Origin of the sequence: Enterobacter sp. 200527-13 (assembly GCF_027924865.1) — a bacterium.
Classification (GTDB): domain Bacteria; phylum Pseudomonadota; class Gammaproteobacteria; order Enterobacterales; family Enterobacteriaceae; genus Enterobacter; species Enterobacter ludwigii.
On the sequence record NZ_BSCM01000002.1, the window covers coordinates 248,258 to 269,924 of the forward strand.

At 56.0% G+C, this 21,667-nt stretch carries 16 protein-coding genes, 1 tRNA gene and 1 pseudogene; 13 read left to right on the plus strand and 5 right to left on the minus strand.

Annotated features, from left to right (window positions below; genetic code table 11):
• Window positions 1–334 precede the first annotated feature (334 nt).
• Together QMG44_RS10475 and fumA are read left to right on the plus strand one after the other, a co-directional pair.
• On the plus strand, window positions 335–1,843 hold the full coding sequence (locus QMG44_RS10475) for an anion permease (RefSeq protein WP_074148147.1): 1,509 nt from the start codon (window positions 335–337) through the stop codon (window positions 1,841–1,843).
• Between the two features lie 55 nt (window positions 1,844–1,898).
• A complete protein-coding gene (fumA, locus tag QMG44_RS10480; RefSeq protein WP_025203790.1) occupies window positions 1,899–3,548 on the plus strand; it encodes a class I fumarate hydratase FumA in 1,650 nt (549 codons plus the stop codon).
• On the opposite strand, the pseudogene QMG44_RS10485 reads toward fumA, so the two are convergent.
• Window positions 3,537–4,442 (minus strand): annotated as a pseudogene (locus tag QMG44_RS10485) (LysR family transcriptional regulator). The gene fumA and the pseudogene QMG44_RS10485 overlap by 12 nt on opposite strands.
• A gap of 95 nt (window positions 4,443–4,537) precedes the next feature.
• On the opposite strand from QMG44_RS10485, the gene QMG44_RS10490 reads away from it, so the two are divergent.
• From QMG44_RS10490 to QMG44_RS10500, 3 genes are all read left to right on the plus strand, one after another.
• Complete coding sequence (locus QMG44_RS10490) at window positions 4,538–5,845, plus strand: serine hydrolase (protein ID WP_086532922.1); 1,308 nt, start codon at window positions 4,538–4,540, stop codon at window positions 5,843–5,845.
• Between the two features lie 285 nt (window positions 5,846–6,130).
• On the plus strand, window positions 6,131–7,444 hold the full coding sequence (locus QMG44_RS10495; protein ID WP_032680672.1) for an MFS transporter: 1,314 nt from the start codon (window positions 6,131–6,133) through the stop codon (window positions 7,442–7,444).
• Window positions 7,441–8,229 carry a substrate-binding domain-containing protein gene (locus QMG44_RS10500; protein ID WP_086532330.1) on the plus strand — a complete coding sequence of 263 codons (789 nt, stop codon included), beginning with the start codon at window positions 7,441–7,443 and terminating at the stop codon, window positions 8,227–8,229. The genes QMG44_RS10495 and QMG44_RS10500 overlap by 4 nt, the downstream gene beginning before the upstream one ends.
• On the opposite strand, the gene QMG44_RS10505 is transcribed toward QMG44_RS10500, so the two are convergent.
• Window positions 8,204–9,103, minus strand: coding sequence for a LysR family transcriptional regulator (locus QMG44_RS10505; protein ID WP_047355489.1), 900 nt, complete (start codon window positions 9,101–9,103; stop codon window positions 8,204–8,206). The genes QMG44_RS10500 and QMG44_RS10505 overlap by 26 nt on opposite strands.
• 315 nt (window positions 9,104–9,418) lie before the next feature.
• On the opposite strand from QMG44_RS10505, the gene mtfA reads away from it, so the two are divergent.
• Window positions 9,419–10,216 (plus strand): DgsA anti-repressor MtfA, encoded by a 798-nt coding sequence (gene mtfA / locus QMG44_RS10510; RefSeq protein WP_014170764.1) that lies wholly within the window; start codon window positions 9,419–9,421, stop codon window positions 10,214–10,216.
• Here the strand turns inward: mtfA and QMG44_RS10515 are convergent.
• Window positions 10,213–11,424: an MFS transporter gene (locus QMG44_RS10515; protein WP_032680667.1), complete on the minus strand. Its 1,212-nt coding sequence runs from the start codon at window positions 11,422–11,424 to the stop codon at window positions 10,213–10,215. The two genes, mtfA and QMG44_RS10515, sit on opposite strands and share 4 nt — an antisense overlap.
• A 138-nt stretch (window positions 11,425–11,562) precedes the next feature.
• On the opposite strand from QMG44_RS10515, the gene QMG44_RS10520 reads away from it, so the two are divergent.
• The 6 genes from QMG44_RS10520 to QMG44_RS10545 all read left to right on the plus strand — a co-directional run bounded on the left by QMG44_RS10520 (window position 11,563) and on the right by QMG44_RS10545 (window position 19,769).
• Window positions 11,563–13,305 carry an IucA/IucC family siderophore biosynthesis protein gene (locus tag QMG44_RS10520; RefSeq protein WP_086532329.1) on the plus strand — a complete coding sequence of 581 codons (1,743 nt, stop codon included), beginning with the start codon at window positions 11,563–11,565 and terminating at the stop codon, window positions 13,303–13,305.
• Window positions 13,305–14,252, plus strand: a complete 948-nt coding sequence (locus tag QMG44_RS10525; RefSeq protein WP_032680665.1) for a GNAT family N-acetyltransferase — start codon at window positions 13,305–13,307, stop codon at window positions 14,250–14,252. Before QMG44_RS10520 ends, QMG44_RS10525 begins: the two co-directional genes overlap by 1 nt.
• Complete coding sequence (iucC, locus tag QMG44_RS10530; RefSeq protein WP_086532328.1) at window positions 14,249–15,991, plus strand: IucA/IucC family siderophore biosynthesis protein; 1,743 nt, start codon at window positions 14,249–14,251, stop codon at window positions 15,989–15,991. The genes QMG44_RS10525 and iucC overlap by 4 nt, the downstream gene beginning before the upstream one ends.
• Entirely contained in the window at window positions 15,988–17,313 is a 1,326-nt protein-coding gene (locus tag QMG44_RS10535) for a lysine N(6)-hydroxylase/L-ornithine N(5)-oxygenase family protein (protein ID WP_020883310.1), read from the plus strand. Before iucC ends, QMG44_RS10535 begins: the two co-directional genes overlap by 4 nt.
• A 26-nt stretch (window positions 17,314–17,339) precedes the next feature.
• A complete protein-coding gene (locus QMG44_RS10540; RefSeq protein ID WP_014170770.1) occupies window positions 17,340–19,529 on the plus strand; it encodes a TonB-dependent siderophore receptor in 2,190 nt (729 codons plus the stop codon).
• 164 nt (window positions 19,530–19,693) lie between these two features.
• Window positions 19,694–19,769: transfer RNA gene (locus QMG44_RS10545), tRNA-Asn, on the plus strand.
• 43 nt (window positions 19,770–19,812) lie between these two features.
• On the opposite strand, the gene QMG44_RS10550 is transcribed toward QMG44_RS10545, so the two are convergent.
• On the minus strand, window positions 19,813–20,598 hold the full coding sequence (locus QMG44_RS10550; protein ID WP_404997240.1) for a LysR substrate-binding domain-containing protein: 786 nt from the start codon (window positions 20,596–20,598) through the stop codon (window positions 19,813–19,815).
• On the minus strand, window positions 20,574–20,720 hold the full coding sequence (locus QMG44_RS24310) for a LysR family transcriptional regulator (protein ID WP_394146060.1): 147 nt from the start codon (window positions 20,718–20,720) through the stop codon (window positions 20,574–20,576). Before QMG44_RS24310 ends, QMG44_RS10550 begins: the two co-directional genes overlap by 25 nt.
• A gap of 170 nt (window positions 20,721–20,890) precedes the next feature.
• On the opposite strand from QMG44_RS24310, the gene QMG44_RS10555 reads away from it, so the two are divergent.
• Complete coding sequence (locus tag QMG44_RS10555; protein WP_020883302.1) at window positions 20,891–21,499, plus strand: glutathione S-transferase family protein; 609 nt, start codon at window positions 20,891–20,893, stop codon at window positions 21,497–21,499.
• The last annotated feature ends 168 nt before the right edge of the window (window positions 21,500–21,667 follow it).

A 21,667-nucleotide genomic window follows, 5' to 3' on the forward strand; every position in this document is an offset into this window, starting at 1 on the left:
ATATGAAAATGGTTATTTGAAATGTTAACAACATTGAGTAAAATCCATATCAAAATAAATAATACCCACATACACCAGAGTGGTTATTATCAGTTGAACAAAAACACCACTGCAACTCTATTTTTTTGATCGCGATCAAGCATCGAGACAGTCAAAGGCGCAATATATAAATATCATCAATTTTTAATTTAGCGCATCAAAAATGCGTTAAATCGCTATTGCTGAAATAGCAAATGCGCACCTTTAGTAACTAAATAAAATAAAAACAAACTAAAGAAAGCAAATGAATATTTCAGCGCATAACCGAATTCCTGACAACTTAAGACGCGAAACTATGAATACAAAAACTGCTGTAACGCCCCCTGTGGCGAGTCAAGCATCCAACGGAAAGGCAAAACGTCTGCTAATGATGGCATTGCCCGTTGTCGTTGCCGTGCTGTTACTGTTTGTTCCGGTCCCGGAAGGGCTTCCTCCTTACGCGTGGCACTACTTCGCTATCTTTGTCGGCGTGATTGTCGGTTTGATCTTCGAACCGCTGCCAGGCGCGGTCATTGGCCTGACCGGCGTCGTGGCGATTGCGCTCTGCAGCCAGTGGGTGTTGTTCAGCCCGGAACAATTGGCCGACCCGAAATTCAAACTGGCGGGTGCCTCCTTTAAATGGGCCGTGAGCGGTTTTGGTAACTCTACCGTATGGCTGATTTTCGGTGCCTTCATGTTTGCCGCAGGCTATGACAAAACCCGCTTCGGCCGCCGTCTGGCGCTGATTCTGGTGAAATATCTGGGTCGTCGCAGCCTGACGCTCGGTTACGCTATCACCTTCGCAGACCTGCTGCTGGCACCGTTTACACCTTCCAACACCGCGCGTAGCGGCGGGACCATCTATCCGATTATCGCTAACCTGCCGCCGCTGTATGGTTCGAAACCAAACGATCCAAGCGCGCGTAAAATTGGTTCTTACCTGATGTGGGTGGCGATCACCGCGGCCTGTATTACCAGCTCAATGTTCCTGTCCGCCCTCGCACCGAACCTGCTGGCGCTGGCGCTGGTGAAAAGCACCGTGGGGATCGACATCTCCTGGGGCACCTGGTTTATCGCATTCCTGCCGCTGGGCGTGCTGCTGATTCTGACCATGCCGCTGCTGGCCTACTGGTTCTACCCGCCTGAAGTTAAAGTGAACAACGAAGTGCCGCTGTGGGCGACCCGTGAACTGGAAAAACTGGGCAAACTGTCCCGTAACGAAATCCTGCTGCTGATTTTCGTCTGCTGCGCGCTGCTGATGTGGATCTTCGCCGCCGCGTGGATTGAACCGGCGATGGCTGCACTGTTAATCGTGGGTCTGATGCTGTGGACCGGGGTGCTGGAGTGGAACGATATCACCGGGAATAAAGCCGCCTGGAACACCTTCGTCTGGTTCGCCACCCTGGTTGCGCTGGCGGATGGCCTCTCCTCCACGGGCTTCATTAGCTGGCTGGGTAAAGAAGGCGGTCTGCTGATGAGCGGTATCTCGCCGGGTGTTGCCACCATCGTACTGCTGCTGGCGTTCTACCTGCTGCACTATCTGTTTGCCAGCACCACCGCACACACCACGGCGCTGCTGCCAGCGATGCTGACCATCGCCTCTACCATTCCTGGCATGAATATGGAGGTGTTCGTCCTGCTGATGGTGACCTCCCTGGGTGTCATGGGGATTATCACCCCTTACGGTACCGGCCCTAGCCCTATCTACTACGGTAGCGGCTACCTGCCAACCAAAGACTACTGGCGCCTCGGCACCATCTTTGGTGCCATCTTCCTGGCGGCCCTGCTGCTGATTGGTTATCCGTGGATGTCCATGATGTTCTGATCCCTGACCGCCGGGCTACCTCTCCGGCGGTTTTATTTTTTTGGAGCAATACGCTATGTCAAACAAACCGTTTTACTACCAGAACCCCTTCCCTCTCGCACACGACGATACCGAATACTATCTGCTGACCAAAGAACACGTCTCTGTTGCCGAATTTGAGGGTCAGGAGATCCTGAAAGTGGAACCCGAAGCGCTGACGCTGCTGGCACAGCAGGCCTTCCACGACGCCGCCTTTATGCTGCGCCCTTCGCATCAGAAACAGGTTGCCGCTATTCTTAACGACCCACAAGCCAGCGAAAATGATAAATACGTTGCCCTGCAGTTCCTGCGCAACTCTGAAATCGCGGCCAAAGGCGTGCTGCCCACCTGCCAGGATACCGGCACAGCGATCATCATGGGTAAAAAAGGCCAGCGCGTCTGGACCGGTGGCGGTGACGAAGCCGCGCTGAGTCAGGGTGTCTATAACACCTACATCGAAGATAACCTGCGTTATTCCCAGAATGCCGCGCTGGATATGTATAAAGAGGTCAATACCGGCACTAACCTGCCTGCGCAGATCGATCTCTACAGCGTCGACGGGGACGAGTATAAATTCCTGTGCATGGCAAAAGGCGGCGGTTCCGCGAATAAAACCTATCTCTATCAGGAAACCAAAGCGCTGATTACCCCGGCGAAGCTGAAAAACTACCTGGTTGAGAAAATGCGTACCCTGGGTACCGCGGCCTGCCCGCCTTACCATATTGCCTTCGTGATTGGGGGAACCTCGGCTGAAGCGACGCTGAAAACCGTTAAGCTCGCCTCAACGCGCTATTACGACGCGCTGCCCACCGAAGGCAACGAACACGGTCAGGCGTTCCGTGATGTTCAGCTCGAACAGGAACTGCTTCAGGAAGCACAGAACCTCGGCCTGGGCGCACAGTTTGGCGGGAAATACTTCGCCCATGATATTCGCGTGATCCGTCTGCCGCGCCACGGTGCCTCCTGCCCCATTGGCATGGGCGTCTCCTGCTCCGCTGACCGCAACATCAAAGCCAAAATCAACCGCGACGGTATCTGGATTGAAAAACTGGAGCACAATCCGGGCCAGTATATTCCTGAATCCCTGCGCCAGCAGGGCGAAGGCGACGTGGTCAGCATCAATCTGAATAAGCCGATGAAGGAGATCCTGGCCCAGCTTTCTGCTCATCCGGTCTCTACCCGCCTGTCGCTGAACGGCACCATCATCGTGGCGCGCGATATTGCCCACGCGAAGCTGAAAGAGCTGCTCGACAACGGTGAAGAACTGCCGCAGTACGTCAAAGACCATCCAATCTACTACGCAGGCCCGGCCAAGACTCCGGAAGGCTATGCATCAGGCTCTCTCGGCCCAACCACGGCAGGACGGATGGATTCGTACGTCGACCTGCTGCAGTCTCACGGTGCGAGCATGATCATGCTGGCGAAAGGCAACCGTAGCCAGCAGGTGACCGATGCCTGTCATAAGCACGGCGGTTTCTACCTCGGCAGCATCGGCGGCCCGGCGGCGGTACTGGCACAAAACAGCATCAAGCGTCTGGAGTGCGTGGCCTATCCTGAGCTGGGTATGGAAGCCATCTGGAAAATCGAAGTGGAAAACTTCCCGGCGTTTATCCTGGTGGATGACAAGGGTAACGACTTCTTCCAGCAGATCCAGAATCAGCAGTGCAATGGGTGTTCACAGCGCTGAGTTTTTCCACAACGCCGGTAACAGTGACAGCGTTTCAGCGATCCTCTCTCGCTTGTCGCTTCCCGGCTTCCAGATGGTCACCATCGTCTGACTTATCCCCTGGCTGCCCACTTCGGTGTGCAGCCTTTTTACCTTTTTCCACCCGGTCGGCTGGAAATGCGTCGGTAAAAACCCCCAGCCGCATCCCTGCTCCAGCAGGCCCCGCAACATCTCCAGCTCGTTGGTAAAAAGGGTGTGCCCCGAAATCTGCAGACGACGCGCCACCGGCTCATCCGAGGCGGCGTGCATAATCACCTGCGGCACCAGCGACAACTCAAGCAGCGACAGCGGCTGCGTGGCTTCGGCGAACAGCGTGTTGCAGGCGTAGAAATCCATATCGATCGCCCCGAGCGCCCGCCACTCCATTTCATTACCCACACTGCGATTACGTGCCTGGCAAATGCCCAGATCCGCCTGCCCGCTGGCCAGCATCGCTTCAGCCTCATCCCGGGAGGCGCTGACCAGGCTCAGACGTAAATGTCGCTTCGCCATCTCGCCAATCAGCGCCTACAAAAATGGCCTCGAGGTAAAGGGATCGTAAACCAGCGTGATGTCCTGCGTAGCACGCTCCGGCACTGCGCTGGCAAATGCCTCAAAGGCTTTCACCTGGCGCATCAGCAGGTGCGCCTGCCGCTGCAGCTGCTCGCCCTCAGGGGTCAGACGCAGCGTGCGTCCTTCACGCACAAACAGCCTGTACCCTAATCCATCTTCGAGAAAATCAATCAGGTCGCGCAGCGTCGTACGATCTTTCCCGAGCTTCATCGCCGCTTTTGTCAGGCCACCGTATTCCACCACGGCGGTAAACGCTTCCAGTTGGGCAAAGGAATAAATTACCGTCGACACGCCACTCTCCATTCAGTTTTCGGGGGGAATTTCCCCCATTACGCGTTTTTTATTATAAGTCGCGGGTTCTTAAACTGAAGGCGTTCCTAATCACAGCGAGAAAAATGATGAATTATCCTTCACTGAACCGCACGCTGCTGGCGGGCGTTGTAATTAGCCTGTGCAGCGGTCTGTTTGCGCCTGTCGCGCTGGCTGCCTGCGACGGTACTGACCTGAACACCTGCCCTGCTCCGTTCGACAAACAGCTTCCTGACACGCACAAGATGCTCACCTGGAGTCAGGCGGATCGCGTGGTCGGCTTTCGAAATGACTACCGCAACTACGCGGGAGATGTGTTCCATCACGGCAACGCCACGCCGCTGCTCAGCGCAGAGAAACCGCTCACTGACGCCCGCTATCAGGTCAACGGCAAGACCTATAACCTGCAGGACTACCTGAAACGTCAGAACGTGAGCGGCATGCTGGTACTGAAAGACGGCAAAATCGCGTGGAAATATCTCGGCGAAGGCAATACGGATACGACGCTCTGGACCTCCCGTTCGGTCGGGAAATCCGTGGTCTCAACGCTGGTTGGCGTGGCTCTCAAAGAGGGAAAAATTCGCTCACTCGACGACCAGGTCACGCAATACGAGCCAGACCTGAAAGGCACCGCCTGGGACGGCGTGACGTTAAAACAGCTGATCACCCACACCTCCGGCGTGGCATGGAACGAAGACTACACTAATCCCGCCTCCGATTTCGCGCAGCTCACCGAATGCGAAGCGAAACCAGGCACCTATGACTGCGTGCGTAAGCTGGTGTCCGGGCTGAAACGCGAACACCCGGCAGGCCAGCACTGGTCTTACTCCTCCGGTGGCGCCTGGCTGTTGGGTGACGTGCTTGAGCGTGCAACGGGCATGACCCTGGCCGCCTATCTTGAGAAGAGCATCTGGCAGCCGTACGGCATGGCGAGCGACGGTGTGTGGCATGCCTACCGTAAAGGTCAGCATGATGTCGGCGCGCATGGCTTTAACGCCACGCTGGAAGACTGGGGACGCTTCGGGGAATTTATCCTGCATAACGGCACACTACCGAACGGTAAACAGATCCTGCCTGACAACTGGGTGAAAGACGCCTCACGCTGGACGCAGGCTGATGGCTCTGTCTCTGACGCACACCCGACCGGCTTGTACGGCTATCAGTGGTGGAACAACGAAGTGCCCGTCACGGCCACGAAGGTGGTGCCCGCGGCGAATGAGTCGCTGAAAGGCTCGCTCTGGGCGCTGGGCATTTTTGGGCAGATGATCATGGTAAACCAGGCGGAAAATCTGGTGATCGTTCAGTGGTCCACCTGGCCGCAGGCCGAACCGTCGTTTAGCGCACAGCCGCTGGAAGCCTCACTGATGTTCAGTGCGATTGCCAACGCGTTGCGGTAAGTGATAGTTAACAGCCAGGCATCGCCTGGCTTTTGTATTCGCTGCAAACAGGGGTGCCTCTGCGCGATGTCACAAAACGGCAATATCAGTGACTTACCCAAACTGGTGAATAAAAAATCAATTAATTGTTAAGTTGCTGTTACGACAATCACTCCCGATCGGCTCTTCGCCATTGATGCGTTAAATGCATCAGTCCATGTATTAATTGCGCTTATAAATTTGGGGTTCTTGATCCAGTTTTCAGAAACAGACGAGCAAAACGTCAACAATAAACTGGAGATAACCATGTTTTCCTCAACCTCACCTGCAACCGTTCGCTCGAAAGCGGGCGCGATACTTCGCGTGACGTCCGGCAACTTTCTCGAGCAATTCGACTTCTTTCTCTTCGGCTTTTATGCGACCTACATCGCGCATACCTTTTTCCCGGCGAGCAGTGAATTTGCTTCCCTGATGATGACGTTTGCCGTCTTCGGCGCAGGATTTTTAATGCGCCCCATCGGGGCAATCGTACTGGGTGCCTATATCGACAAGGTTGGGCGCAGAAAAGGACTCATCGTGACCCTGTCGATTATGGCGGCGGGTACCTTCCTGATCGTACTTATTCCGTCTTATCACAGCATAGGTCTGTGGGCACCGTTACTGGTTCTGACTGGCCGACTGTTGCAGGGTTTTTCTGCCGGAGCGGAGCTAGGTGGCGTATCGGTCTATCTGGCAGAAATTGCCACGCCCGGCCGCAAAGGTTTTTACACCAGCTGGCAGTCCGGCAGCCAGCAGGTCGCTATTATGGTTGCGGCAGCCATGGGGTTTGCGCTGAATGCGCTGATGGCAGAGAGCGCCATTCGTGAATGGGGCTGGCGTATCCCGTTCCTGGTCGGTTGTTTAATCGTACCGTTTATCTTTTTCCTGCGCCGCAAGCTGGAGGAGACAGAGGAATTCAACGCACGCCGCCATCATCTGGAGATGCATCAGGTCTTTAAAACCCTGCTCGGTAACTGGCAGGTGGTCATTGCCGGCATGCTGATGGTGGCAATGACCACCACGGCCTTTTATCTGATCACCGTTTACGCGCCGACTTTCGGGAAAAAAGTGCTGATGCTCAGCGCCTCGGACAGCCTGCTGGTCACGCTTCTGGTGGCAATTTCCAACTTTATCTGGCTGCCGGTAGGCGGTGCGCTATCGGACCGCTTTGGGCGTAAACCGGTGCTTATCGCCATGACGCTGCTGGCTCTGGCGACGAGCTACCCGGCACTGACGCTGCTGGCGCAGGCACCGAGCTTCTCAATGATGCTGAGCGTCCTGCTGTGGCTCTCTTTCCTCTATGGCCTGTACAACGGTGCGATGATCCCGGCGCTCACGGAGATCATGCCTTCTGAAGTTCGCGTGGCGGGTTTCTCTCTGGCCTACAGTCTGGCAACGGCGGTATTTGGGGGGTTCACGCCGGTAATGTCTACCGCGCTGATTGAATATACCGGGGATAAAGCCTCTCCCGGCTACTGGATGAGTTTCGCCGCGGTATGCGCCCTGCTGGCAACGCTCTACCTGTACCGTCGTCGTGCAGTGACGCTGCAAAATACCGTGAAATCAGAGGGGGCGGCATGAGACTGATTCCTCGACTGACCACCAGCGCGTTGATACTGACCGTCCTGAGCTTTAGTGCCTCAGCGAAAGAGGTGACGGTCATGATCTCAGGCGGTTTCAAAGCCGCCCTTGAAAAGCTGGCACCGGAATATGAACGCCAGACCGGAGATAACATTGTGCTCATTCCCGGCCCGTCTATGGGAACGACTCCGCAGGCAATTCCTAACCGGCTTGCGCGTGGGGAAAAAGCCGACGTGGTGATCATGGTGGGCGATGCGCTGGCAACACTTGAAAAGGACAACCTGACTCAGCCTGGCTCGCGCACGGAACTTGCGGACTCCCCTGTCGGTATGGTGGTAAAAAAAGGCGCAGACGTCCCGGATATCAGTAACGAGGCAAAACTTCGCCATACGCTGCTTCAGGCGGAGTCCATCGCCTACTCCGACAGCGCCAGCGGCAGATACGTCAGCCAGACGCTGTTCAAAACGCTGGGGATTGAAAAAGAGGCGATGGGTAAAGCAACGAAGGTTGAGCGCATCCCCGTCGCCGAAGAAGTGGCGAAAGGGAAATACGCGGTAGGTTTCCAGCAGGTCAGCGAACTGCTGCCGATTCCAGGGGTGACGTTTATTGGCAAACTCCCGGACAACCTGCAATACATCACCCGCTTTGCTGGCGCCGTGACCCTCCACGCCGACCATCCTGGCGAAGGGAAAGCGCTGCTGGATTACCTTTCCTCGACACAGTCCAGCGCCGTGATTCGCGACACGGGGATGAGCCCCGTCACGTCCCGCGGTACTGCTCAGTAATGTGTTTTTCCAGTTCAGCCGCAATGTAAGACTGGATACGCCCCCGGCGTCGAATCAGCCCCACAGTGCGTTTCACCTCCGGTGCCACGAGCGGGACAGACGTCAGTAGCGAGTGCTCTGACGTCGGCATCGACATGGCGGGCACGGCAGCAATGCCGATGCCCGCCTCTACCATACCGAGCATCGTGGTCACATGGCGCGTTTCGCAAACGCTGGGACGCGCAGGCACGATATCCCCCAGCATCCGGTCGAGCAGGTTACGGTTGCCTGACGTTTTGTCGAGGATGATATAGTCCTGCTGATAAAACGCCTGCCACGTCAGGTGAGTCTTTTTTGCCAGCGGGTGATCGCGCCTGCACGCGGCGACATAGCTATCTTCCACAAGGGGGAAAAACTCGATTTCAGAGGGCAAACTCCCGGCGAAACAGATCCCGAAATCCGCCTGGCTACGGGCAACCGCGTCAATGACATTCCCCGCGCTGCTGTCGATGAGCTTAATCCGGACACGCGGATAACGGGACTGAAAGCGACGAATGACATCCGGCATAAAGTAATAGGCCGCAGACGGTACCGTAGCGACGGTAATCAGCCCGGTCCGCTCTTCACTCACTTTATCAATATCAGCCAGCATGGACTCAACGTTATCGAGCAACTGCGTTGAACGTTCAGCAAAGTTCTGCCCGTACAGTGTCAGAGCCACGTGGCGGGTGGTCCGGTCAAACAACTTCGCTCCCAGCGCCGCCTCCAGTTTTTCAATCCTGCGGCTCAGTGCTGACGGGGACAAACAGATAGATTCAGCAGCAACCCGAAAGTTGCCGTATTCCACTAACGCTCTGAAAGCATAAAGATCGTTAAGGTCAAAATTTACGGGCATAGCGTCTGAATGTCCTGTCTGGCAATACGAACGAAAGTCAAAAATAATAGCGGCTTATTGTCCTGCCGCAACCGGTGAAGCGCCGAAATTCCTTAAGGAGTTGGTTTTCACGCTGACCTTAATGGGGTAAGTGTCATAAGATTAGGCTTCGACTGAGTTCACAAAATGAAGGTGATACCAGCAAACCGCTATCCACCGTTACGTACGAAGTGATAGTTTATCCAGGCTGGAATTGAAGCAATGACCGAATGTCTGGCATTTTAACAGAACCTTACCTTCCCCTTTTGTTCAAGTGACGAGTTTGCGAGCAAAGCGATGATTAAGTGGCCCTGGAAAACGAATGACGCTGGCCGAAATATGGCGCTGCCGTGGGATGAAGCGCTGGCGATCCCTGTTCTGGCTAATCTTCAGCCGGATGAACAATCAAAACTGGTTCAACTGGCGGATCGCTTTTTGCAGCAAAAACGTCTGGTTCCGCTGCAGGGCTTCGAGCTGGATCCCCTGAAAAACGCGCGTATCGCCCTGCTTTTCTGTCTGCCGGTACTGGAACTCGGTATTGAGTGGCTGGATGGCTTCCATGAAGTACTCATCTACCCTGCACCGTTCGTGGTGGACGATGAATGGCAGGACGATTTCGGCCTGGTGCATAACCAACGGGTGGTGCAGTCCGGGCAAAGCTGGCAGCAAGGGCCCATCATCCTGAACTGGCTTGATATTCAGGATTCCTTCGACGCATCTGGCTTTAACCTGATCATTCACGAAGTGGCGCATAAGCTGGATACCCGCAATGGGGATCGCGCCAGCGGTGTACCGCTGATCCCGCTTCGTGAGGTTGCAGGTTGGGAACACGATCTGCATGCGGCAATGGATAATATCCAGGATGAGATAGATCTGGTGGGCGAAAGTGCCGCCAGCATCGATGCCTATGCGGCAACCGATCCTGCGGAGTGCTTTGCGGTGCTGTCAGAATATTTCTTTAGCGCGCCTGAGCTTTTCGCCCCCCGTTTCCCGGCCCTCTGGCAACGGTTCTGTCAGTTTTATCAGCAAGACCCTCTGCTGCGTCTGCGGCAAAATGAGGATCCTGCCGGCAATTCATCTCACCAGCTCCATTAAGACGGGTCGACATGGGTACGATTGACCGCCCGTACCCATAGGCTCATCACCAGAAACATCAGCGCCATCACCCAGGCGGCCTGCGTTAAAAATACCTCGCCGAATAAACGCGTGACGACAGGCACCAGCAGCGCACTCAGGCCGTAGCCCAGCGTGTGGCTGGTGGCAATCACTCCCGCCCCTTTTCCGGTGGTCAGCCGTTCATTCAGCAGCAGCTGGTATCCCGGCGTCGCCATGGCGGCTCCCAGCGACGTCATGACAATCCCCACGTAGAACAACACCAGACCGGCAATACACATTAGCCCCAGTCCCGTCACCATCAGTACCGCGGCCAGGCAGAGCAATGTCACTGGGCTGAAATGCTGCGGACGGACCACCAGAAATTGTGCAGCGAGCGTTGCCAGCGCGGCCAGACTCAGCAGCAGCGCGACATGATGGCTCACCTCTCGTGGGTTACCGTCCAGCAGAGGGCTGAGATGCGGTGACAGGCCAAGCTGCATCAGGCTCACCAGTGCGGCCAGAAGCAACGCCAGCACAAGGTACGGCAGCATTGAAACCTGCACACGCGTCGCCTGATGTGCGACCGGCGGCAGCGGCGGATCGGCGACCTCTCGAAGGACCAGCAGGAGAGCGATAAACGGTGCAATCGCCATCAACCAGAGGGGAGCCACCGGATTGACGCTGAGCATCATCGCCGCCAGCGGCGGCCCCAGCAGACGACCGCAGCTGAGGCCGGAGCTTATGGTCGCCAGCGCGGCCATGCGTTTATCCAGCCCCGCGCGCTGGATGGCCCATGTCTGAGCCGCGGGCACCAGCCCTGAGACGGTCAGGCCGTACAGCGTACGCGAGAGGATCAGGCCCGCCAGCCCCCAGACAGCACTCATCATCCCGCTTGCCATCGCCCAGACCACCAGCGCCATCACGACGAAACTTGCCAGATAGCCACTTAGCGAGGCCTGCATCACGACCTTGCAGCCGTGTCGCTCGCTCTGACGCCCCCACCAGGGCGATGCGGGTAAAAAGAGCATGGAGCCGAACATTAACAGCCCCGCCCAGACGGAGAGCGATAACCCGGTCAGGGTGACCAGTTGCGGCAGCATGACCAGCAACCCGTTTTGCCCAATACCTAACAATCCGGCGCATAACGCCAGTGGCCAGTTCGCTTTCGGGGTGAGGTTTTCCGTCAGTGTTTCAGGGTAAGTGCGCATGAGAATGTGAACATAGTGTCAATAAATGTGTGGAAATCTTGAAGTTTATGAAAACAAATATTGCAAAAATAGTTGCGACTGTAAACAGAATGCATATCATAACGATAATTATTATCAATCATGGAATGAGGTACACCTATGCGTACTCTGCCCCGCTCCGCCGGTACAGACGTTGCGGCCCAGTGTTTTTTGAACGCCCTGTTGCGTGAAACGAAGGACTGGCGCTATCTCCCCGCTACCGTTGCGGATGAGCTATCGCAGATTCATATTCCGCTCTCTTCAACCCAGGCCATTCGGGTTCCGGTACGCTATTTCTCTCCGACTCAGCATCATCAGTATCACTTTCCGGCGATGCTTATCCAGCGCGACAGCGACAGCGGTGACGCCGTCACTTTCACGCAACTGATTGATTTAATCTTGGAAAAACCTTCAGTTAAAGGCTCACTCGATACCGAAACGCTGGCTCGCTTTAAGCAACGTGCCCTTGAAAGCCATGCCCACACCTGGCAGGCCATCGATTTGCGCCACAACTGGGCAAACCTGCGTGACAAACCGCTGAATTTTGCGCAAGCAGAACAGGCGCTGCTGGTGGGCCATGCGTTTCACCCGGCCCCCAAATCTCACGAGCCGTTTAACGAAAGTGAAGCGCGCCGCTATTTGCCTGATTTTGCCTCCCGCTTCCCGCTGCGCTGGTTTGCGGTTAAGCGTGAATTGATTGCCGGCGACAGCCTGGCCGTCTCTCTTCGCGAACGCCTGCTGCGCTTCGCAGCGCAGAGTGCCCCTGAGCTCCTCGGTCACTTCACCGATACCTGCTGGCTGCTGCCGATGCATCCGTGGCAGGCCGAGCATCTGCTGGGTCAGGCCTGGTGCCAGCGTCTTGTGGCTAACGGCGACCTGCAGGATTTGGGCGAAGCGGGCGCGCAGTGGCTGCCCACCAGTTCCTCGCGCTCGCTCTACAGCGAAACCAACAGCGACATGATCAAGTTTTCCCTCAGCGTGCGCCTGACCAACTCCGTGCGCACGCTGTCGGTGAAAGAGGTTAAACGCGGTATGCGCCTGGCGCGTCTGGCTAAGACAGCGCGCTGGCAGACCTTACAGGCACGCTACCCGACCCTGCGTGTTATGCAGGAAGACGGCTGGGCGGGGCTGCGTGATGAAAATGGCATCATCCAGGAAGAGAGCCTGATGGCCCTGCGCGTGAACCTGCTGTTCGAGACGCCAGAGAGCCAGACCAACGTACTGGTGAGCCTGACGCAGGCGGCCCCGGACGGAGGTGACAGTCTGCTGGTTGCGGCGGTACGTCGTCTGAGCCAGCGCCTGGATTTACCCCTCGCCGAGGCTGCGCGCTGCTGGGTGCAGGCGTATTGCGATCGCGTTTTACTTCCGCTGTTTAGCGCGGAAGCGGATTACGGCCTGGTTCTGCTGGCGCACCAGCAAAATATCCTCGTTGAGATGCAGCAGGATTTCCCCGTCGGGCTGATCTACCGCGATTGTCAGGGCAGCGCCTGGACTGAAGGGGCCGATGAATGGCTAAAAGAGGCGGGTGAACATGATGTGGAAAACCGTTTTGGCGAAAGCCAGCTGCTGCGCTACTTCCCCTACTACCTGCTGCTGAACTCAACGCTTGCCGTGACTGCCGCCCTCGCCGCCGCCGGTTTCGACAGCGAAGAGAGCCTGATGGCGCAGGTGCGTGACGCACTGGCCGAATTACGCAAAACAGCGAAACAGACCCGCTGCCTCGACTACGTGCTCGACAGCCCAACCTGGAACTGTAAAGGCAACTTTTTCTGTTACCTGCACGATCGCAACGAAAACACCATCGCCGATCCGGCAGTGATCTATTTCGACTTTAGCAACCCGTTTTACAAGGAGAAGGCGTGATGGCAAACGCGAATATCGTCCATTCTGGTTATGGCTTTCGCTGCACCGCAACGGAGAACACTCTGCCCCTGACGTTAGGTCTCGACGGCAGCGCAGTGCTTGAGCGCGTGGGTGGTATCCCGGAAGGCTGGTTAGTCGACGCGCTGGATCAGCTGTTTATCGCCGCACCGGCACTGACCGGCGTCACGCTCCCCTGGTCCGCCTGGCAGGATGAACCGCAGGCGCAGGCGCTGTTTACGCTTGCCAGCGGAGATTATCTGGCGCGCGAAACGTTCTGGCAGTTACCCCTGTGGCTGCAGGGAGAACGGCCCCAGAACCACGGCGGCATGCAGTTCGATGAAAGCCGTCAGCTTTACTTCCCGCTGCGCCCTCACCGCCCGCAAGGTGAAGTCTATCGCCGTTACGACCCGCAGATTAAACGCATCCTGAGTTTCCGCGTGGCCGATGTGGCGCAGGACGGCGAACGTTTCACCCGCTGGATGAACACCCCACGCGTTAACGCCTTCTGGGAGATGGCCGGCCCGCAGGCGGAGCAGGAAAATTACCTGCACCGTCAGCTCGACTCGACCTATTGTTATCCGCTTATCGGCTGCTTTGATGACCAGCCGTTCGGCTACTTTGAAATTTACTGGGCGGCGGAAGACCGTATTGGCCGTCACTATCGCTGGCAGCCGTTTGACCGCGGCCTGCACATGCTGGTTGGGGAAGAAAACTGGCGCGGCGCGCAGTATATCCGCAGCTGGCTGCGCGGTCTGAGCCATTATCTGTGGCTGGATGAGCCACGCACAACACGCATCGTTGCCGAGCCGCGTTTCGACAACCAGCGCCTGTTCCGCCATCTTTCGTCTGCCGGTTTCGAAACCGTGAAAGAGTTCGACTTCCCGCATAAACGCTCGCGCCTCATCATGAACCAGCGTCACCGCTTCTTCAGCGAGGTGGGACTGTGAACGTGTACTGGCAGAAAGTGAACCGCGACATGGTGGCGAAGATCCTCGCCGAACTGGAATATGAACGCACCCTGAGCGCCCGGCAGCTGGCAGACAATCGCTGGCAAATCACCATGGGCGCGGAGACCTGGCAGTTCCAGGCCACGCGCGGGATCTGGGGCTGGCTGCATATCGACCCCGCGAGCCTGACCACCGTCAGCGGTAAGGCAGTGGACGCAGAAACTGCACTGCTGCAGCTTGCGACGGTACTGGAGATGAGCGACGCGCAGACCGCGGAGCATCTGGAAGATCTCTATGCCACGCTGCGGGGTGATATTCAGCTGTTACAGGCGCGCGAAACGCTGGATGCTGATGCGCTCATTCATCTCGACCCGGACGAATTACAGTGCCTGATGAGCGGCCATCCTAAGTTTATCTTTAACAAGGGACGCCGCGGCTGGGGGCTGGATGCGCTACGCCAGTATGCCCCGGAATACCGTGGCCGTTTTCGCGTGCACTGGGTCGCCGTGCAACGTGCGCACCTGGTCTGGAGCAGCGATGTTGATTGCGATATCAATACCCTGCTGGCGAGCGCCATGGATAACGCCGAGCGCGCCCGGTTTGATGCCCGCTGGCAGGCGCTGGATCTTGATGATAACTGGCTGCCCGTGCCGCTGCATCCGTGGCAGTGGCAACAAAAGATTGCTGTCCATTTCCTGGCGCAACTCGCGCGCGGCGAAATGGTTGAGCTGGGCGAGTTTGGCGACGAGTACCTGGCGCAGCAATCGTTGCGTACCCTCACCAATGCCAGCCGCCGCGCGCCGTTTGACATCAAGCTGCCGCTGACCATTTACAACACCTCCTGCTATCGCGGTATTCCGGGTAAGTACATTGCCGCTGGCCCGCTGGCCTCACGCTGGTTACAGCAGCAGTTCGCCAGCGATGCCACGCTTATTCGCTGTGGCGCGCAGGTGCTTGGCGAGCCCGCGGCCGGGTATCTTTCCCACCCGGGTTACGCCGCGCTGCCGAAAGCGCCTTACCGCTATCAGGAGATGCTGGGGGTTATCTGGCGCGAAAATCCGTCCTGTTATCTTCAGCAGGGTGAAGAAGCGGTGCTGATGGCTGCGTTGATGGAGAGCGATAACGCCGGACGCCCCTTGATTGACGCATGGATCGCCCAATCCGGTTTGACCGCTGAAGCCTGGCTGGAAAAGCTCTTTGACGCGACGATTATCCCCTTCTATCACCTGCTCTGCCGCTACGGCGTGGCGCTTATCGCCCACGGCCAGAACGTGACGCTGGTGATGAAAGACGCCATCCCGCAACGCATCCTGCTGAAAGATTTCCAGGGGGACATGCGCCTGGTGGATGAAGATTTCCCGCAGGCAGCAAGCCTGCCTGAACAGGTGAAGTCCGTCACGGCGCGCCTGAGTGCGGATTACATCATTCACGATCTGCAAACCGGTAACTTTGTCACGGTGCTGCGGTTTATTTCACGCCTTACCCTGCAAAGCGGCGTCAGCGAAACCCGTTTCTACCAGATCCTGGCCGAGGTATTGCGCCGCTATATGGCCGCGCATCCCGATCTCGCCGAACGCTTTGCGACGTTTGATCTGTTTAAGCCGCAAATTATTCGCGTGATCCTCAACCCGGTCAAACTGACCTTCTCCGAACACGACGGCGGCAGCCGCATGTTGCCGAACTATGTCACCGATCTTGATAACCCTCTTTTTCTGGTCTCCCAGGAGTCAGCGCAATGAAAACGTATGATTTCATCGGCATTGGTATTGGCCCGTTTAACCTCAGCATCGCCGCACTGGCTGAAGGACTGGACGGTTTTAGTTCGCTGTTTCTTGAACGCAAGCCGCATTTCTCCTGGCACCCTGGCATGATGGTGCCGGACTGCCATATGCAAACCAGCTTCCTGAAAGATCTGGTGAGCGCCGTGGAGCCCACCAATCGCCACAGTTTTCTTAACTATCTGGTGCAGCGTAAAAAGTTCTATCGTTTTCTGACCACCGAGCAGCGTACCGTCTCTCGCGAAGAGTTTGCCGATTACCTGTGCTGGGCCGCGGAAAACCTCACCAACCTGTCCTTCAGCCAGCAGGTACAGCAGGTCAGTTTTGATGAAAAAAACGGTCTGTTCGACGTGGTGACTCAGCGCGATCGCTTCCTGGCGCGTCACGTCTGCGTGGGAATTGGCAAACAGATTAACCTGCCTGACTGCGCTCCGGCGCAGGATGACAGCTGCTTCCACGCCAGCGAGATGATGCTGCGCACGCCGGACTTAGCGGGCAAGCGCGTCACCGTCGTCGGCGGAGGTCAGAGTGGTGCAGATCTGTTTCTAAATATCTTCCGCGGGGAGTGGGGTCAGCCACTGAGCCTGAACTGGGTTTCCCGACGCAACAATTATAACGCGCTGGATGAAGCGGCTTTCGCCAACGAGTATTTCACACCGGAATATGTAGACAGCTTCTCCACGCTTGGCGAAGAGGCGCGTCGTCAGATGCTGCACGAGCAGAAGATGACCTCTGACGGCATCACTACGGAGTCTCTGCTGGCGATTTATCGCGCCATGTATCACCGCTTCGAAGTGCTGCGGGAAAAACCGTGGGCACACCTCCTGCCCTCTCGCTCGGTCACCGCGATCGCGCAGCAGGAGAACGGTAAGCGCCTGACGTTACAGCATCACCTTGACGGTGGCCGTGAACAACTCGATACCGACGTGGTGATTTTCGCTACCGGCTATCGCACCGTGCAGCCTGCGTTTCTGGCACCGCTCTCCCATCGCCTGCGTCTGGACGCCGACGAAACCTTCTGCATCAACAATGATTTCACCCTTGAATGGGACGGTCCGCAGAGCAACCGCCTGTTCGCCGTGAATGCCGGGATGCACCGTCTTGGCATTGCCGAACCCCAGCTCAGCCTGATGGCCTGGCGCGCCGCGCGAATTCTGAATCGCGCGCACGACGACGAGCCGTTTGAGCTGGCCACCACCCCTGGCGTGATCCACTGGCGTAGCACTCCCCGCCCGGACAGCAGCCAGGTTTATCAATCTTTAGCAAGAACCACCGAGTACTGACACACACATTCAGGAACTACATAACAATGAAACGTTCTCATCTTTGGGTTTTAAATCCTTGCTTGCTTGCAATGCTTTCTACCTCTGCGTGGGCGGAAGAACAAAAGGAAGAAAATATTGTTGTCTCCGCCAGCCGCGCGCACCGCAGCGTGGCGGAGATGGCGCAGACTACCTGGGTTATTGAGCGTGCTGAGATTGAACAGCAGGTTCAGGGTGGAAAAGAGATTAAAGAGGTGCTGGCGCAGTTGATCCCGGGCATGGACGTCAGCAGCCAGGGCCGCACCAACTACGGTATGAACCTGCGCGGCCGCTCGATGATGGTGATGGTGGATGGCGTGCGTCTTAACTCGTCCCGCAGCGACAGCCGCCAGCTCGACTCCATCGATCCGTTCAACATTGACCGTATCGAAGTGATCTCAGGTGCAACCTCGCTTTATGGTGGTGGCAGTACCGGCGGTCTGGTGAATATCGTGACCAAAAAAGGCCAGCCTGATACCGAAGTGGAGTTCCAGACCGGAGCAAAGAGTGGCTTTAACAGCCATAACGATCATGATGAGAACGTGTCAGCCGCGGTGAGCGGCGGCAACGACAATGCCTCTGGCCGGTTGTCAGTATCGTATCAGCGCTACGGCGGCTGGTACGACGGCAAAGGCAACGAGGTGATTATTGATAACACCCAGACCGGATTACAGTATTCCGACCGTCTGGATGTGATGGGAACAGGCACCCTCAACATCGACGATCACCAGCAGCTGCAGCTTACGACGCAATACTACAAGAGCGAGTCCGACGGGAAGCACGGCCTTTTCCTCGGGGAAAACTTCTCCGCGGTTACGGGTGATGCCAAAGCCTACAATAAAGGCAACCTGAACTCTGACCGCCTGCCGGGCACAGAGCGGCATCTGATTAACCTGCAGTACTCCAACACCGATTTCTGGGGCCAGGATCTGGTCGCACAGATTTACTATCGTGACGAAAGCCTGACCTACTACCCGTTCCCGACACTGACCAAAGGCGTGGTGAGCAGCATCGGTGCGTCGCAGCAGAAAACCGATTTTTACGGCGGCAAGCTGACGCTGAACAGCAAACCGATGGATGATTTAACGCTGACCTGGGGTGTGGATGCTGACCACGAAACCTTCGACGCTAACCAGCAGTTCTTCAATCTGGACAAAGCGGCAGCAAGCGGCGGTATGGATCTGGAGAACGCTTATAACGTTGGCCGTTACCCGGGTTACAGCATTACCAACCTCGCCCCGTTCCTGCAGGCCAGCTACGACATTGATGCCATTACCCTGAGCGGCGGCGTGCGCTATCAGTACACCGAAAACAAGGTGGATGACTTCGTTGGTTATACCCAGCAACAGGCCATCGCTAACGGGAAAGCCACATCGGCTGATGCGGTACCGGGCGGGAAAACCAATTACAACAATTTCCTGTTCAACGCCGGGATCCTTGGCCGTCTGACCGAACAGCAGCAGCTGTGGTTTAACTTCTCCCAGGGCTTCGAAATTCCGGACCTGGCGAAGTACTACGGCTCCGGTACTTACCAGCTTGTCGACGGGCACTATCGCCTGCTGAACAGCGTGAACGTTAACGACTCGACGCTGGACGGCATTAAGGTTAACGCGTATGAGCTGGGCTGGCGCTACACCGGCGATAACCTGCGCACGCAGGTTGCGGCGTACTACTCGCTCTCGGATAAAACCATCACCATCAACAAAACGGACATGACCATCAACCTGGAAGACGACAAACGTCGTATCTACGGGATTGAAGGCCAGGTGGACTATTTCTTCACCGACAGCGACTGGAGCACCGGCGCGAACTTTAACGCCATTAAGTCTGAAACCCGCGAGAACGGTAAATGGGAGAAGCTGACGGTAGACAGCGCCAGCCCGTCGAAAGCCAGCGCCTGGGTCAACTGGGCACCGGGCGACTGGACCCTGCGCGTGCAGAGTACGCAGACCTTTGACGTGTCAGATGCCGACGGTAAGAAGATCGATGGCTATAACACGGTCGACTTCCTGGGCAGCTACGACCTGCCGGTGGGTAAAGTCAGCTTCAGCGTGGAAAACGTGCTGGACAAAGACTACACCACCGCCTGGGGTCAGCGTGCGCCGGGGCTGTATAGCCCAACCTACGGTGCACCAGGTCTGTATACTTATAAAGGCCGTGGCCGTACGTTTGGTCTGAACTACTCCGTACTGTTCTAATCCTGCGCGCCGCCTGCGGGCGGCGCAATTTACTGTGTAATTTCAGCGCGAATTTGCTATAAAATCAGCGATTTGCTGAAATTGTCGGCAAACGAACGAAAAGTGCGTTTTCCCCCTTTGACAAGACGAACTGAGGTCGATACTATGCGCCTCGTTCACACGATTCCTCTGTAGTTCAGTCGGTAGAACGGCGGACTGTTAATCCGTATGTCACTGGTTCGAGTCCAGTCAGAGGAGCCAAATTTGAAAAGCCTGCTTTTAAAGCAGGCTTTTTGCTTTTCTGTTAGCCGTTACTTTCCACAGGCCCTGTCAACTGACGCCAGGCCGCCACTTCCTCATCCAGCCACTCACCAAAGAGAGCCACCTCCGGTTTCGCTTCCGTTAACTGCAATGTCACCAGCCAGTAAGGCCAGGGATAAGGTGCAGTGAAAGGGGTAAGCTGGACCCGTTCGCCTCGGGTGATGGCATCCTGTACCAGAGAGCGACGCTCCAGCGCGATACCTTTACCGAGTCTGACAGACTCAAGGACTAAATTTGAGTCGTTAATGCATAACCCGCCGGGCACAATATCTTTTTCCAGTCCCGCATTGAAACACCAGGTTTTCCACGACTCCATGGAGAATATGATTTTACTCTTCGCCACCTCAGCTGGTGTTGCCGGGAGGACGCCGCCGTTATAACCGGGTGCTGCAACCACAATCAGTTCATCTGAAAAAAGATAATGGCAGTTGCTTCCTTCCCAATTACCTTTCCCCATGCGTATCGCCACATCTATCCCTTCCTGCTGCATGCGGGTGATCGTCAGACTGGCCAGGATTCGCAGCGTGATGTGTGGATATTTTTCCCGAAACCGCTCCAGACGCGGCAACAACCAGTGACAACCAAAAGACGGCACCATCGCCAGCGTCAGTTCCAGTATTCTCGGTTTCACCTGCACTAACCGGGTGGCATCTGCGATATGATTCAGCGCTTCGCGCACCTGTAACGCGTAGAGACGCCCCTCTTCGTTGATCTGCACCCCTCGCCCATGACGGATAAACAGCTTCACCCCCACCATTTCCTCCAGCACTTTAATCTGCTGGCTGAGGCGGAATGGGTAACATGAAGCTCTTTCGCCGCAAGCGTTACGCTGCCAAGGCGAGCCACAGCTTCAAAACTACGCAAACTTGCGATAGGTGGAAAATCCGACATGAAACCACGCCCTCATACACTGAATCTGATAAACGCTAACCGGCCAATCTGTCAGTAATACTCACTCAGGCCGTAAGATACTGATGATATTCGCCATAACGAATTTATTGTAATGTCTGTTTATCATCTTCAATGAAGCGTTTTTTCACACAGACAGGAAAACGGGAATCATGATAAAGCTGATTGGCATGATGGATTCTCCTTATGTACGCCGCGTGGCGGTCTCCCTGGAACTTTATGGCGTTGCGTTTGAAAGCCAGCCGTTGTCCGTATTCAGCACATTTGAGGAATTTTCCCGGATTAACCCTGCGGTAAAAGCGCCAACGCTGGTTCTGGAGAATGGAACACGTCTGATGGACTCGTCTCTCATACTGAATTATTTTGAGGCTCAGGCCGCGCCTGAACGGAGACTCCTGCCCGTGACGCCGGATGCACTGGCGAACGATCTCCAGACGCTGGGCTTTATCCTCGCCGCCGCAGAGAAAGCTGTGCAAAATGTGTACGAACACAATCTGCGCCCGGCGGAGAAACAACATAATCCGTGGATAGAACGTATTACCGTCCAGCTACTGGCTGCCTGTCGGGAATGGAACGCGCTGCTGGAAGCACGCCCGGAAAACGCGGTGGCCGATCAGGTTGCTGTTACCAGTACGGTTATCTGGACATTTATTCAGTCAATGATCCCTCACGTCGTTAACGCCGGGGATTTTAAAAAGATTCAAGCGGTAGCCGACATTTTCGAAAACCAGGCGGCATTTAAAAAATACCCTTTTAGTTAACGCTTCGCTCGGCGTGTTATAGGGCTTTTCAGCCCCTTTTTTTTGCCGCACGCGAGTATTATCCTCATCTAAAAGAATCATATTTCTTTATTTATTCTTATATTTAACCCAATGGAAAATATGAGAAACATTTCACTATAAACCAATCTTATGACGTCACAGGGTATC